19 protein-coding genes are annotated in these 14,314 nt (G+C 41.8%); 5 read left to right on the forward strand and 14 right to left on the reverse strand.

All coding sequences use genetic code 11. The features are described 5' to 3' along the window. Nucleotides 1–61: 61 nt before the first annotated feature. Nucleotides 62–931: a hypothetical protein gene (locus CVD19_RS24950; protein WP_101584623.1), complete on the reverse strand. Its 870-nt coding sequence runs from the start codon at nt 929–931 to the stop codon at nt 62–64. 157 nt (nt 932–1,088) lie between these two features. On the opposite strand from CVD19_RS24950, the gene CVD19_RS19330 reads away from it, so the two are divergent. The 5 genes from CVD19_RS19330 (at nt 1,089) to CVD19_RS19350 (ending at nt 4,047) form a co-directional block, all read left to right on the forward strand. After that, nucleotides 1,089–1,769 carry an ATP-dependent DNA ligase gene (locus CVD19_RS19330; RefSeq protein WP_257985199.1) on the forward strand — a complete coding sequence of 227 codons (681 nt, stop codon included), beginning with the start codon at nt 1,089–1,091 and terminating at the stop codon, nt 1,767–1,769. A gap of 314 nt (nt 1,770–2,083) precedes the next feature. After that, on the forward strand, nt 2,084–2,680 hold the full coding sequence (locus tag CVD19_RS19335) for a hypothetical protein (RefSeq protein WP_101584625.1): 597 nt from the start codon (nt 2,084–2,086) through the stop codon (nt 2,678–2,680). Then, a complete protein-coding gene (locus CVD19_RS19340) occupies nt 2,677–3,300 on the forward strand; it encodes a hypothetical protein (RefSeq protein WP_101584628.1) in 624 nt (207 codons plus the stop codon). Before CVD19_RS19335 ends, CVD19_RS19340 begins: the two co-directional genes overlap by 4 nt. Then, nucleotides 3,297–3,647: a hypothetical protein gene (locus CVD19_RS19345; protein WP_101584630.1), complete on the forward strand. Its 351-nt coding sequence runs from the start codon at nt 3,297–3,299 to the stop codon at nt 3,645–3,647. The genes CVD19_RS19340 and CVD19_RS19345 overlap by 4 nt, the downstream gene beginning before the upstream one ends. Then, nucleotides 3,637–4,047 carry a hypothetical protein gene (locus tag CVD19_RS19350; RefSeq protein WP_101584633.1) on the forward strand — a complete coding sequence of 137 codons (411 nt, stop codon included), beginning with the start codon at nt 3,637–3,639 and terminating at the stop codon, nt 4,045–4,047. The genes CVD19_RS19345 and CVD19_RS19350 overlap by 11 nt, the downstream gene beginning before the upstream one ends. Before the next feature lie 359 nt (nt 4,048–4,406). Here CVD19_RS19350 and CVD19_RS19360 read toward each other — a convergent pair whose 3' ends face one another. The 13 genes from CVD19_RS19360 to CVD19_RS19420 are packed head-to-tail and all read right to left on the reverse strand — an operon-like array spanning nt 4,407 to nt 14,125. Further along, nucleotides 4,407–4,712: a hypothetical protein gene (locus tag CVD19_RS19360; RefSeq protein ID WP_101584639.1), complete on the reverse strand. Its 306-nt coding sequence runs from the start codon at nt 4,710–4,712 to the stop codon at nt 4,407–4,409. Between the two features lie 11 nt (nt 4,713–4,723). Continuing rightward, a complete protein-coding gene (locus CVD19_RS19365; RefSeq protein WP_101584641.1) occupies nt 4,724–6,067 on the reverse strand; it encodes a LamG domain-containing protein in 1,344 nt (447 codons plus the stop codon). Nucleotides 6,068–6,073: 6 nt separating this feature from the next. Then, nucleotides 6,074–6,379 carry a hypothetical protein gene (locus CVD19_RS19370; protein ID WP_101584644.1) on the reverse strand — a complete coding sequence of 102 codons (306 nt, stop codon included), beginning with the start codon at nt 6,377–6,379 and terminating at the stop codon, nt 6,074–6,076. A gap of 2 nt (nt 6,380–6,381) precedes the next feature. Next, nucleotides 6,382–6,771: a hypothetical protein gene (locus tag CVD19_RS19375; protein WP_101584646.1), complete on the reverse strand. Its 390-nt coding sequence runs from the start codon at nt 6,769–6,771 to the stop codon at nt 6,382–6,384. A gap of 60 nt (nt 6,772–6,831) precedes the next feature. After that, a complete protein-coding gene (locus CVD19_RS19380; protein WP_101584649.1) occupies nt 6,832–7,674 on the reverse strand; it encodes an N-acetylmuramoyl-L-alanine amidase family protein in 843 nt (280 codons plus the stop codon). Between the two features lie 17 nt (nt 7,675–7,691). Further along, nucleotides 7,692–7,958, reverse strand: coding sequence for a phage holin (locus CVD19_RS19385; RefSeq protein WP_101584651.1), 267 nt, complete (start codon nt 7,956–7,958; stop codon nt 7,692–7,694). 5 nt (nt 7,959–7,963) lie between these two features. Continuing rightward, nucleotides 7,964–8,308, reverse strand: coding sequence for a hypothetical protein (locus CVD19_RS19390; protein WP_101584653.1), 345 nt, complete (start codon nt 8,306–8,308; stop codon nt 7,964–7,966). A gap of 38 nt (nt 8,309–8,346) precedes the next feature. After that, nucleotides 8,347–8,481 carry an XkdX family protein gene (locus CVD19_RS19395; protein WP_101584655.1) on the reverse strand — a complete coding sequence of 45 codons (135 nt, stop codon included), beginning with the start codon at nt 8,479–8,481 and terminating at the stop codon, nt 8,347–8,349. Then, nucleotides 8,482–8,766 (reverse strand): hypothetical protein, encoded by a 285-nt coding sequence (locus CVD19_RS19400; protein ID WP_101584657.1) that lies wholly within the window; start codon nt 8,764–8,766, stop codon nt 8,482–8,484. 12 nt (nt 8,767–8,778) lie between these two features. Beyond that, nucleotides 8,779–9,543 carry a gp53-like domain-containing protein gene (locus tag CVD19_RS19405; protein ID WP_101584660.1) on the reverse strand — a complete coding sequence of 255 codons (765 nt, stop codon included), beginning with the start codon at nt 9,541–9,543 and terminating at the stop codon, nt 8,779–8,781. A gap of 14 nt (nt 9,544–9,557) precedes the next feature. After that, nucleotides 9,558–10,769 carry a siphovirus ReqiPepy6 Gp37-like family protein gene (locus CVD19_RS19410; RefSeq protein WP_101584662.1) on the reverse strand — a complete coding sequence of 404 codons (1,212 nt, stop codon included), beginning with the start codon at nt 10,767–10,769 and terminating at the stop codon, nt 9,558–9,560. A gap of 1 nt (nt 10,770) precedes the next feature. Next, on the reverse strand, nt 10,771–11,646 hold the full coding sequence (locus CVD19_RS19415; RefSeq protein WP_101584665.1) for a phage distal tail protein: 876 nt from the start codon (nt 11,644–11,646) through the stop codon (nt 10,771–10,773). Then, on the reverse strand, nt 11,636–14,125 hold the full coding sequence (locus CVD19_RS19420; protein ID WP_101584667.1) for a phage tail tape measure protein: 2,490 nt from the start codon (nt 14,123–14,125) through the stop codon (nt 11,636–11,638). The genes CVD19_RS19415 and CVD19_RS19420 overlap by 11 nt, the downstream gene beginning before the upstream one ends. Between the last annotated feature and the right edge of the window lie 189 nt (nt 14,126–14,314).

A 14,314-nucleotide genomic window follows, 5' to 3' on the forward strand; every position in this document is an offset into this window, starting at 1 on the left:
TGCATAATTGATCATCTCCTTATTGGAAAGTATAACCAATTACACAAAACTTTTTACATTCTCATTTTCTATATCTGAAAAACCAAACAGCACCTCCTACTGCTAAACCAAGACCAGGAACAAGAATGCCTAACCATAATAGTAATCTGCTATCATCTGATTCCTGTGATTCGCTAGCCACCGCTTGTTCACTAGTCTTTGTTCCCTTCTTTTCTTTTTTGTCTAAGAAATTGTCGGAGGTTTCTTTATTCTCAATTTTCTCAGTTACAGCTTCCTCTTTGTTCTCTTCCTTTATTCCAGCTGATTCTTCAGCTGCAGTTTGGTTTTCCTCAGTTGTCTTGACTTCTGCTGTATTTGCCGCAGCATCATTTGTAGTTTTATTTGTTGCCGCTACGGACTGGCTTTGTTCTGTAGCTGGTTTAGCTTGTTTTGGTACAGGTGCAGGCGCAGATTGCTTCGGAACCGGAGCAACTTGCTTCGGTGCAGGCTGTGGTGCCGGAGCTGGTGTAGGTGCTGGAGCAGGTTGAGATGGTGCTGGCTGAGCCGGTGCTGGAGCCGTTTGTGCTGGCGCAGGCGCTGGCGGTGGTGTAGGTGCCGGAGCTGGCGTGCTATGTTTAACCGTATTTACAGTTAATTCAGCTTGAACATACTCACCCCTAGGAATACCCATTGTAAACTTTTGTCCACTATATGAGACTGCTCCAGATACCATTCCCAGTATGATGAAATTTCCTGCTTCCTCGGCATAAAACCCTCTGACATAACCATTACAAGGACCACTTGCTTGCGCAGGGTTCGACTGGGGATTTGCAAGGGAATCGATAGTCATCGTGCATTGTCCCATCTCCTGAGCCTGAATACCTTCACCACCCGAAAACAACATCCCAAAACCCATAACCACATATGATAATCTCTTAAAAAACTTTTTCATTGTTTCTTCCTCCTTGCAAAAACTTCTCCTCCCTAATTAATTCGGAAAATAATTGTAAATATTTAGTTTTTACCAATGTAATACTTAAAATTACCACATGCATTTCTAGGTCGAACGAATTACACGCTATGCTACAATCGTGTCTGAGGTGGTAATTTTGTTTGTTTCTCCAATGTTATTGCAACAATCGCAAGAACCATTCGATGACGATTCATATATAACAGAGCTCAAAGCTGACGGGTTCCGCTGCCTTTGGACAAAGTTTAATAATAAAGTACGAATATACACACGGCACAATAATGAGATAACATCTTTGTTCCCAGAACTGCATGATCTCCCGGTACCAGAGGGAACCGTGCTGGATGGCGAAGTCATCGTGACCGACAATGACGGGAAACCGGATTTCGAAGCTGTGATGGAACGGTTTAAGTCCAGGAAATCTCTTCATAAGATTACATTCTTTGTGTTCGATATTATCTGGTATAAAAATGAGCGAGTAACTCACCTGCCATTGATTGATCGGAAGGAAATCCTGACTAAAGTGATTCCGGAAGACACGGCATTGCTGGCCAAAGTTCAGTTTATGGAAGGCAATGGCATCGTTTATTTCGATTTAATAAAGCAGCATGATCTTGAAGGCATCGTACTGAAGCGAGCTGCATCCAAATACCAGGTCAATAAACGGTCACAGGATTGGCTTAAGGTCATCAATTACAAATACACCGACGCTTTTATTACCGGCATGAGAAAAGATGGCTTTGGGCTGTTATTGGGCGTTGAAGAGAATGGTAGGATTAAGCCGGCAGGCATTATGGAATTCATGGTCCCGGTCGCATGAAAGCAGTTTTATGGACAGTACCAAGACTTAATCCTCAAGGAAGACAAGAAGTTTATCTACCTGGATCCGAAGCTTAAATGTCGGGTGAAATTCAGGAATTACACAAAGGCAGGCTTAATGCGCACTCCTTCGTTTGTTAAATATGTATCATAATCGTCTATCCTAATGGATAGGCTTTTTTTACATTTGTCGTAAAGTGTCGAAACATTTTTTCAAAAAAATAAAGGATTAACAAAAATAGTCAAGAATTATTTCGTTATTATTATGATTACGTATATATTCAGAAACAATTAGAAAACACTGGAGTGACGGGTATGAAAGATAGCTTTTATTCAGATTTTGAACAACTCATTACATACTTAAATGAAAGTTCTAACCTGAATCTACTTGAACAAATAATCAATAGTTATTTAGGTGCTAATCAGGAATTATCAATTTCTAAATTTGTTAATTTTCAACTAGAATTAAGTCAAGTTGTTGGGCAACATATAGGGGTAATTTTTCACTATTTCAAAAATAACAACCAGATTGAATACACAGGACGATATAAAGAAGTATTTAGAAGGCTGGAAAACATAAAGAAACGGTTCGTTGTACATTTGACTTCTATGGAGGGAGCAATGACTACCCCCCATAGGTTAAAAGGAACCCTATTTTCAATAAACGATTTTTATCCACACGATTTATCGATCACCATGATGAAATTTGATAACTCGTATTTCACTTTGTTCCTCGACATAAATGCCGGCATGAACTTGGCTGCCCAATTGTTTGAAAACTTAACTAATAAGTTAGGTCAAGGCACCAACAATATCGATGCAAATCAATTTGATGAATTGGTTCGTAAGTTTGAAAAATTCTCCGTACTGATAAATGAAATATCTCAACAGAAAGAAAGTAAAAACAATTGAGTAAAATACTAAATGTAATACTTGTAGGTTTTACGTTTGTTTTATTTCTAATTGTGTTCCCACTGTTCTTATTTTACTCTTCGTTTCATGTATCTATTGCTCTTAATAATCCAGGTGCAATAGTTACTGATAATAACCATAGTGCAGTGTCGACAGATGGACAACAGATAAATAAAAATAACGCTACAGAAAAAAATATTTTGGATAAATTTTTAGAATCTCGAGTATCAGGTATTTTATTCGGTTCGCTGATCTCAACAACTGTAACGTTAATTTTATACTATTTAAACAGGAGAAACGCCAAGAGACAATTGATTTTTGACATAGCTTTGAAAAACTTATTGCCTGCGGTATATATGCCTATCCTTGGAGAATTAAGATTACATAAAGTCAAAAACAAAGATTTCAACTTTCATCACATTGAGCATGTCATTATAGAAAATGGAGCACTAATTAATTTTGCACCCAAAGATATTCGTAAAATACTAGACGAGCTCTTTATACTTTGTAAATCAATCAACTCCCCTGATGTTTACAAAAACAAAGAGACTGAGCTAAAACTAAAGATTGAAATTTTGGAAACTGAAATAATGAAAAGATTTGGGGCGTTAATTGGATGAGCGATCAAAAATCAAACATGGAGAAAATAGCAGACATTGTTCGAGCAATCAATGGGTATTCTCCGGAGGAGATAAGCAATGAGTTAGCCAATATTCAAACCAGGGTAGAAAATGTTATAATTTATAATAGGATAGACAAAGATGAACAAATAGCTAAAAAAGATCCGAATTCGTATAAAATAAAAGTTGTTGAGACCTTGCATGCAAAGGCAACAATTGAATATACTGAACTATATTCTGCTGAAGGGTCTGAGTATCAAACAAAAGCGTCATTATTTGGTCGATTATACGCTATGGACCAACAATTACGTGAATTAGAAAGAGGGATAAAAAAAGATGAGGATTAGACTAGAATTTCTTTTTAACATGAATCGTCTTTTTATTGATCAAGATTTGCCTAATCTTAATCATTATTTTGATGATATTGTGTACTCATCTAATGACCTTCTTGTTTATAAAGAAAGCGATTTAGTGATAATGATAAGCAAAGAAGGTGCAGTATCCATTGAAACTGAAATTTGTGATCCAATTGATTTAAACAACAAAATCAATCGCACCTTTAACGAGTATAAAAAATTAACGTTCATAAACGATAGGTTTAAATTAGATAACGATTTTGTGATTATTGTTCCAAAAGAAAGTACAAAAGAGCTTGTTGATGAGTTGGGAAGATTGCATTTCGATGTAAATATTACACAATCCAGGAATAATGATTTGCTTTCTGTTGAAAGAAGCATTATTAACTGAATCAGAAATCGACCCATTCAAATGTGAATGGGTTATTTTAATGCCTTAATGTTAACAAAACGTTCACAAGGATATTCCGAAATATAAAGTATTATTAAAAAGGAAAAGAAAAAAAAGGTCGTGAAATGATGAATGTCCCGTTTGGTTATGACTATACACACGAAGAAAAAGGTTTAGCTTTCAGAGTTTTCTATGTCGATCACCGATTAGGAAAGGTTAAAGTGTCGGTTAGGCATGGGAAGCGATTGATCATTGAGTACGGTAATACGGCTGACGAGGCAATTGAAAAGGCTAAACACACCATCAAGTATCCACAACTTAGATAAAGCCCCTCTCTAATGAGAAGGGCTTATTTTAAATTATATTCGGTATCCAACCTGAAAATATACCACATCGCTGGCGAAGTCCTTGTCACCGTCACTCGGGTATTTTACAACCCCTTGTATTTGATATCTACCAGAGTTTGCAAGGTCTTCCCGAGTAAGTAAAGTTTCACAAATTCCATTTGCAGGATCTACAATTCGAACGGCCTGTTTTACAAAACGTCTAGCGCCATTTTTTATAACAGCATCTACTATCGCACCGTTTAGGGGGACAATTGCCCCTTTATCACGAATAAGCAATTCGAGCACAGTTCCGTTATCACCAGCCTTAATCTCCGACATTTCACCGCCTCCTATACATCGAGATTTATTTTTTGACGCTGAGTAATGGCGAGGTTAATAGCGTCGCGTTGTTTAATCTCAAGTTCCTGCCGCTGTGATTGCGTAATGTTAAGCACGATTTGAATGACCTCGCGATACTCCGTCCATTCGTTCATCAGTTGCTGAAGCGTATCATAATCGGCTGATTGTGCGCTCGATATCGCCTGCTTCAGCGCATGCTTGACGGATGCCGTTCTCATGATAATTTGTTTCGTTGATACCGCGCTTGCTTCCGGTTTATAAAGTACCGTCCGCACGTCCGCGTTGATTGCCACGATTTCCTTATAGATGCGTTGAGTCAGTGGATATTCCGCCGAGGACTGTCGGTGAACCTGCACGCGCATGGCGAAGTGTTCAATACGTACGACACTTTCGTTGAAAATTTCGAGCAGGGTGTCGTATGGGATGCCGACGGATTTGTATAGGACTTGCTTTGCGTCAAAAGCCGCTTGTCGCGCTGCAGATGTTTTCTGCAATGTGCTGTAAGCCAATGACGTAGTATTATATAATCGCTGCTGTATGTCGAGCTGTACCTGCTGAATTGAATAAATCCGCTGAGTTGCGTCTGCTTGTGTGTTTCTCTGCGCGGTGATAGTCTGCCGCGTTGACCCTTGAACCGTTGTTTGCATATTGATTGCCTGTTTCGTACCGGCTTGCACCATCCTTGCCGCATAAACGGTTTGCTTTGTTGAGTAATTGGCGTTTACTGGCGTTCCGGTTGGCGTTGAATCCAGTCCGATGTTTGTTCCTTCTGCATAGTTTTGGGTAACCTCTGCATCCGTCAAAGGTCTGTCGTAAATTCGAGCCAAATAAAACTTGCCTTGAAACCCAGACCCCATTGTCAAATTCGGAGACAAAGCCATGGCGCTTGCTGTTAAGGCTGTCGCTTTGACGTTGTTAATATAGGCGTTCCACGCTGTTCCGTCATAGGTAACAACAATGTGCGTCAATGTATTCAAGGTAACGGTTGAGCCAGCTATTACATTTGCTCCTGTCCTTCTTACCCCTAAGCGACTAGACGACGATAATTCAACCGTGTTACTTGTATCAAAACCAATTAGTTTATCCCCTGTTTGGTGTACTTCAACGATCACCCAAATTTCAAAGGTTAATTGCGTTGATGGCAAAAGATAAAAACCGCCTGTAATTGTATCGTCTACACCATCGGTTGAAACCCTCTCGCTATCAACTATTGCACCATTTAGCGTAAGATTGTACAACCCTTGTTTTGCCGGGGCTATATTCTGCCAGGTTGTCCCGCTCAGTCCTTGCTTTGCGTTCCAGTATCCCTGCAACCCATTAGTGACGATTGCCATAAATCATCACCCCGTTTTGTATTCTTCATCAATCACGCACGGTGTTTTATGTTCCTCATCATGGTTACAATTATGGCGGTCAAGTTTGCCTTTGTGTTTGTCACAATGCCTCTTCATATCCGACCATAATTTTGTTTCATCGGATTCGCTGTTCACCCATGCTTCAAAATTAAACACCGATTCGCCTGTTGTTTCATCTATGCTTTCGGAAGTATCTAGTCTCCATAAAGTGTATTTATTTATGTCTTGCACGATTGCGTCTCTATCCTCTTGAGTTTTCGCCTTTATATTTCCTCGGATTGATTTTTTCATAATTACACCGCGAATTCCGTTCCAGTAACCGTTAGCTTAATGTCAGTCTTGTTTTGCGAATCAGCGACCGCCGGGGTCGTTACACGTACCCAAAATGGGTGTCCAGTTGTATCAGCGATATTACCCATATTCAATGCCGCACCAGAATCTCCGTATGCACCCGCCGAACCTGCATTGTCAGGAGCTAATTGCATCCACGCACTTTCATCCCCGCCGGTTGAATCTGTCGGGTCAACACTTACTGATTCATAGCGTTTCGCTTCGTCATCATTAAATAAAAAGACCCTCTGTTCAACTGAGCTTCCTGCAATGGGATGCTGTGTGTTAATAGGGTTCGATCCATCTGTTGAAACAATGTCTGTTAGTGCTGCATTTTTCGCTATTCGTAACATGTTCCCCACTCCTTATTTTATAAAAAAGAAACCCTCCACGAATGGGAGGGCTGCTTCATATTATCTCCATTCAGCAGCTTCTTCGCGGGTTAGTAGCTTATTATAGTGTCCTTTGCTGTCCAAAAATCCTTTTGTGTTTTTGAAATTCTGCATGCCCGTATCAAATGGACCGATCAGAAAGATTATTGAGCCGTCAGCGCCACGCTTAACATCGAAGCTGTCTCCTATTTTCATTAAGTAATCATGAACATCAAGTAAAGAAGGGCCGCCATATCCTCCTGTGTAAATGTATCTGATCACTTTTGTGGGCTGTGACTGTTGGTTTTGTTGCGGAGGAGCCACGTATTTTTTCTTTAGGCCATACTGATACACTAGCGCTGCAACTATGGCCAGCGCTATTTTTCTTTGTCCAACTGCAGAACGTATAAACTCTGTATTTTGCCTATGGGTCATAAACCCGAGCTCCGCTAAAACAGCTGTCATTTTCGTAAAGTAAACCATATCCCAATTCTCAAATTTAACGCCCCTGTTTTTAAATCCTGTGACAGCAACTAAGTTATTTTGCATTTTTTGAGCTAATGCCAGGGCCTCTTTTGGCTTACTGTCTGCTATCCACATTTCAACCCCACTAGCATCGTTCCAGCCTGTCCCATAAGCATTTAGATGATAATCTATATGGACATCAGCCCCCCAAGCATTAATGGCATTATAGCGCTCTTTTAATGGAATGTCTCTCTGACCAGTTGGATCATCAAACCGCCGCTGCTCAACTCCCTCATATTTAGCCAGTTCATCCATAACCATTAGCATAATAGGCACTGTCTGCTCCCATTCCTTTACACCATCTGGAGACTGTTTGCCTCTGGTTGTCCTAGCATGGCCAGCTGCGTGTGAAAATTTCATGAAATATCCTCTCCTTATTATTGTGGCTCCGTATAACGTTTGGCTCGAGCGCTATCTTCAAGTCCTTCAGTGGTTGGATCCTGAACGACACCGAGAGTAGCCAGCACACCAAAAATAGCATTGATAAGGGTCAGTACCCAGCCTTTGACTTCTTCTGTCAGTTGCCAATCCGTAAGTCCAGCAGCATGCGCACCAACTAAAAGAACCTCGGCCAAAACAAAAAGCTGTGACACAAATGCCGCAACCCACAGTTTGTTTGAAAATCGTACTTTCCAGTTGATCATTTACATTAGCCTCCAAACATTTTAATGATTTTGTCCCACTGAGAAATGACCAAGGACAGAATTCCCACAATCCCGGACCCACCTAATAAACCGATGAAAATATCTTTTCGGGTAGTGATTTTCAGCGTTTTTATCCCATACATTTGTTCAAGAAGTTTTGCATTAGTCTGATTCTGAGCAGTCAACATATCCTTGGTAGTGCTAAATTCTTTCAAAACAACGTTTTGGATTTCAACCTGCCCGCGCTCCATACTGTCAATCTTCTCAATAACTTTTCCGTAATTTTGTTCTAGTTGCGTGATCCTTAGTTCATGGTCTTCTATACGATGTGGCATGTCCATTTCCTCCAATCACGATCCCCCCTAAACTCCATATAAAAAGAGAACACTTAAGCCTGATAAGGTTCTCCTGTGATTTCTTCGTATTGTTCTGCTGTGATTTTTCCCTTTAGGACGAATTGCTTGATTCTCTCCGGGTCGTGATAAATATTCCAGTCATTATTAGCAAGTTTGAACCAATCCATTTATAACACTCCGTTCATCATTAGTGTGAAAATAAGGTCGGCTTGTTCTTTTTGAACGACACCTAATGCGCTTAACACTTCCGGCGGAGGCGCTATTTCTTCGAAAATATCCTCAAACTTAGAACCGACCACACTCTTTAGGCGGAATTGTTTTCCTTGTGATTGCTTCGTCCTTATCTCCTCGTAAGTCCCGTCGGTTAATTCAGCGTCTTGCGGACTTATCTCGTGTAAATCTATGTGGAGAAATTCGAAATCCCCGGCACCTTTGTCACGCAAATAGTACATCAAAATCCCTCCTTATATTCCGATAGCAAACCATACCACCGTTGCATTACCAGCAGACTCTGGTTTAACATAGGCAGTAAACGCGTGTTTTAAGGCGTTGCCGTTGTTCGCTTGACCATATGCGCCAGCAGAGGCGTACATGTCCGTAAATACATTAAAGCATTGCGCCGGGAATGTGACAGGAAAGTTAATCTGCCGACTTACCCATGAGTTTGCGGTTAATCCGGTTAAGTCTAAAAAGCCCCACTGTAGAATTAATCCGTTCGGCAATTTCGTCCATCCGCTTGATTTTAAATCGCCCGGATAAGCAGATTCCCACGTATATTTCCTTTCGTCAGTTTCCGTTCCTTGTACGATTGTTGGGACATTGGCATTCACTCTTATTTGCGCTAGAGCTATTTCCCAACGTGCCGAGTTTTGTGCAAGTGCAGGTGCGATAGGTGACGCAGCCGGAACACCTTGTAAAACTGCCAATTGAATATTGTTATTTGTCCAATCAAGGCGAAGGATTACTCTATCAATCCGAGGGTTAACGGAATCTGCAGCAGCAATCGGTAACACTACATATTCAGTTGATTCGTAGTAATGACCCTTTATCCAAGCGACACCCGGACTTACTTTTACCTGCATACCCGTTGCGTCTGCAAATACGTGCAGATCGTTTAATTCATTCTTAATTATGCCAGTGTTAAGCCAATGTTGCGCCATTTTTGACCATTGTTGTTCAGTTATGCTTGCTCCTGCACCACTATCAAACGGGAAAGATATTTGTGGCATTCGATCACCTTCTTTCAAGTTCTTTCAAGATTACTAATGCGTTTGGACAATTTACGCATCTTATCAAAAATGCCTAAGATGGAATTACTGACGGTATCAGGAGTGCCGATAACAGGACTGACGGTTTCGCCATTTGGTGTAATGCTTATCTTGACTCCCCTTACCACGTCTTGTATCACGGTCAATTTCTCCTGAATTTTCCTTACGCGCTCAACATCCACGGGAACGGTTTGATAAGCAGAAATAAAATAGTGGAGTGTTTCAACAGTCACCATTTCTCCAGGCTGTGTGAACACGACAGATACTTTATCCCCTAAGTTGTAATCATGGACGAACGCAAGTTGTGGCGTGTCTAGTGGGGTAAAGCTCAGGCTTCTCTTTTCTGCATTAGTGGCCAGTTCTTCAACCATGGACTGCTCAAGTTCCGGAATTTCCGTGGTATTCCTCTGGTCGATGAACTTTTCAAACCTACCATATTCCGCAATGCTGGCAGAATCACCACGTTCTAAAAGGATTCTCTCTGTGCCTTCTCCGCCGCCGCCGACAATTGTATAATTCACATCAGGAGCTTCTGTACCATATTCAAAGCTTGCAAGATTTCCAAGCAAAGGACTAAAAAAAGCAGACCTTGTTTTGTCTGCTGGTTGGTACACTTGAAATTGTAATTGTTTGCCTACTTGAACCACTCTGAAACCCAAGTCCCCTCCGGCTAATGCCAGACTTTGAAACAGCTCCAACAGAGTGTGGAAGCGTCCCCTGCCGGTTACCGATTTCCCCAATGCTTTATTAGGCTCCAGGGTAAGTGATCGCCTTTCCGGAAGTGCATTCGGTCCTATATTTACATCCACATATTGCTTCATGATTGTTTCAGCTGGGCCTGTTCTCACATCATAATCTTTAAGGGTAAAATTACCACTCGGTTCTGGATAAGCCAAATTCAAAAGATGAATCATGTCATCAGTTCCACTTACCGTAAGAGTGTCCTGTTTACTGTTCCATTTACGATATGGTTTTCGGACAGGGCCTGAAAAAATGGTCTGACCGTTCCTAGTGACTATGATCCCCGTGCGCTGTTTGATGAGCTCCCTCGCTGCACCCGTGTCTGTTGGAAGGTCCATAATCCATGCTCCTATTGCATTGAAACGAGGGATTAATTCAAGGTTGTTATAATCATTTATCTCTGCCACTCGATTCAAGTTCTGGTCACGAACGTAAATCTTATACATCTTATGGCCCCCAGTACCTGTTACGATAAGTCAGTTGTATATTTGTATCTGTCGTTGCGTTAGACATCTCAATCCGGATGCTGTTAGGACCCTCGCACAAAGCCCACAGGGATGAATCATCGCTCAATGTGTGAAACAGATTGGTGCCGTCCCCTTTTCTCACCGTTTTAACAAACGGTTTAGTGTCAATTATTATGGTTTCTCCGGTGCCAAGACGCGCCCCGATGGTTGCATCCAAACTCATTACTTCTCCGGTCGTCATGTTCCGTAAAATAATATTTTCTCCGGGACCTGTTATAATCCATTCCGGCCAAGTTTCCACATCACCTGCATTATCAATTGTTATATCAGCAAAAACTGTGGAAGATGCGAGTCTTAAGGGGAATATCGGGAAAAAAGCTGCTGGATTTTCATCGATTTTAATAGTTTGTACGATTGAGCTAGTGTCGTACCAGAAAGGGTCAAACGCTCGAAAAACAAGCAATAATTTTTGCCAGTATGTCCCTTTATTCCCACGTCCTTCAGTACCTTCTAAACCCTTGGAGTAACGGCAAAAAATCTCCCGTTGGGAACCGTCAGGAGCTATGGACCGAATTCGACCATCACCTTTTAATGGATTAAACCGCCTTAAAAAAAATCGGACTGTCTCCCTTAACTTTTGCGGCGATTCGCATTCAAGTAGTAAAGGCAGATCAAAATCTTTCGGTTGAATTTTAATATTCCTTAACCTGCTGCCTGCTTGAAATGGTACTTCATCCTCTACAAAAGAAACGGGTGGCATGTACCACCCTTGCTTTCCCTCTAGAATTTTAATGGAATCTCTATTTAGTGGATATTCAGCATTGTTTGCATCTATCCATGAAACTTTATCCCCCATAAAGCACCTCCATTCGGCGCCACTCCCTTATCATTGCGTTTGATGCTTCATTCGGGTCTACGGCGCCATGGAAATGGAAGGTTTGATTTACATCACCCCGACCTGCTGGTTTTGCTGCTGCAGCCGAATTTCCTCCAGTGTACATTAATTCCCTACCGCTTTCTCCAACAAGAGCTAATCCACCCGGTACGTATGTCGAACCACTTCCGAATGCCGGAATGTTCCACTTTCGTAAAATCGCTTGTGATTGGTGAGATCCTTGAAGGACAGCTTCTGTGTCTGCATTAGGAATTACTTTAGCACCTTTGGGTAAATTCATTATGCTTGGCTGATTTACAAGGGCTAATCCAGGCATTCCAGGAAAATACGTTAATTCCCGTCCCCGTTCGGCTAAAGCAGCTAGTCCAGCTGGTGTATCACGCGAACCAACGAAGAAACCTGGTATCCCGATATCTCCTAACCAATTCCCGAAACTAGATGCTGCTTTTTTAACAGTGACCCATACGCTTTTGTTAGCATCTTTCTCGGCATCCTTATGGATGGCATTCGCTTTTCCATAATCCGTAACATCAATTTCTTTTCTGACATCCAGACTTGCCTCATCAGTGATAATCTTTGCTTCATGATAACCGTCTCCAGAAAACTGGATATCTTTCACTTCAGAAGCAGAAAGGATCCGCGACATATCCCGCGATTTTTGGGTACCTTCTTCGATTTTTTGGTTAACTGACCCTTGCTCACCTTGAATGTTTTGAATTTCACCTTTTGTATCCCTGTATAGTCCGAGTGCGTGGCCTAGATTGTCAAGTTCTTCTTGTTGTTGTTGATTCAGACCGCCCTGCTCTTGTTTGATTCGGTTCAACTCAGTGATCCTGCTTTGGGTTTTGGCTATTGCCTGGTCCAGTTGCGCAATTCCTTCGGCACCCGTTGCATTGATGCCGGCATTCGCTAATTGGACATTGATCAACTCATTGAATAATTCCTGAGTCTTGACGATCTGCTCATTGCTTTTATCCAATGATTTCTGTTTTTCCTGAACTTCGCCGGCTATTCCTGAGACAATACTATTCTGACCGGCAAGTTCCACTCCCAACTGATCGATTCTCGACTGCGTTTTTTGTGCAAGTACATCTTCACCCGCGGCGAGCTGGTCCTGTTTTAATTTAGACAGCTCCCGGATATTAAACTCGATTCCTGCAGCCTCGATTTTTGCACTGTTTAATTCTCGTATTTTTCCGTTAAGGGCCTCAGTTGCCTCTATTTGAGCTTGAATATGATCATTTAACTGAGCATCGGCTTTAGTCTTTTGGACTTCCAATTCCAAAGCGATGTTATCCCTTAATGCTTGATTGGCACGGTGAAGGTCGTCTGTGTTTTCAAGAATAGCATTACCTTGCTCTGAAAACGCCCGGCCCGCTTCCGGAACCTTTTCAATCAACTTATCGTTTAGGCTGAGCATTTCTAAAAATTCATCGTTTGTCAGGCCTGACTTTTCTCTCAAGTAATCGGCTTGTTTTGTCAAGTTGGCTATTTCTTCAGCCGAAGTGGCTGTTTTTAAATCATCCTGAAGATCCTTGAAAAGAAGTAATTCCGCATTAGATAGCTGGTTTTTCTCTCTGAGGGCTTCGTATTTTCCGGTCAAATCTTCAAGAGATTTCTGCTGATCGATTAACGATTTAGCGTGTTCTAGATTTACTTCTTTAGATTCGTCCGTTTGTTTAGATAAACCCGCAATCGCTGCGGCTGCTAAACCTGCACCGATCACAAGGCCGACTGGACCTGTTAACGCGGCAACTAATCCACCGGATCCTGCAAGCACCGCTGTTAGAGCTCCAAAGCCGGAAATTGCGGTGCCAGCAACTGCAAGGGTTATACCCAACGCAGCTGTCACACCAGTCAGGCCAGCTGCGACTAAGGCGGCATTTGCAATATTTTGCTGCATCTCTGGCGAGAGTTTATTGAACCCATTGGTCATATCCTGGACTTTTGCTACAACCTTATCAATCATAGGCAGCAAGTTATTACCAAATGAAATGGCGGCCGTCTCGACTGACCCTTTTAAAAGCTCTATTCGCCCCTTTACGTTGTCCAGTTTGGTAGCGGCCACATCAGCAGATTTGATTTTAGTCATAGCATCAGCCATAGTGGTGATGCCGTTTGCGCCCTCTTTATAGAGAATATTTGCGGCACGGATTGCGTCCGTACCAAACATCGTCTTCAAGGCCATTTGACGCTGTTCGTCGGATAGTTTTGCCAACTTAGTTTTGAGTAACTCCGAGATATCCGCCAATGACTTTATGGAGCCATTTGCATCGTAGAATTGACTTGTCCCTTTTTCGGTCAGCAAGCCCAATTCTTTCATCTGGGCCGTGGCTTCTTTTGTGGAAGGCGATAAATTCAGGAGCATGGTCTTTAACGATGTACCCGCATCGGACCCTTTTACAGTTGTTTTTACAGGCTCTTTATCCTGTATCTCCAAGTTTCCTTGGAGTATCGGACTATATCTTCACCCTCGACTAAACGTTAGGGCGGAACGCACTCGTGGGTCTCCATCATCCGGTCTGGATGGTATGACCTAGTCTCTACACCTTCCTCGCATTCCTGCAAGGCTTGGCTCGGGATTGGCATATTTGCATAAAATTAAACTTTTTTATGCAAACTTAGCTTT

This window comes from Bacillus sp. T33-2 (assembly GCF_002860205.1).
Classification (GTDB): domain Bacteria; phylum Bacillota; class Bacilli; order Bacillales; family Cytobacillaceae; genus T33-2.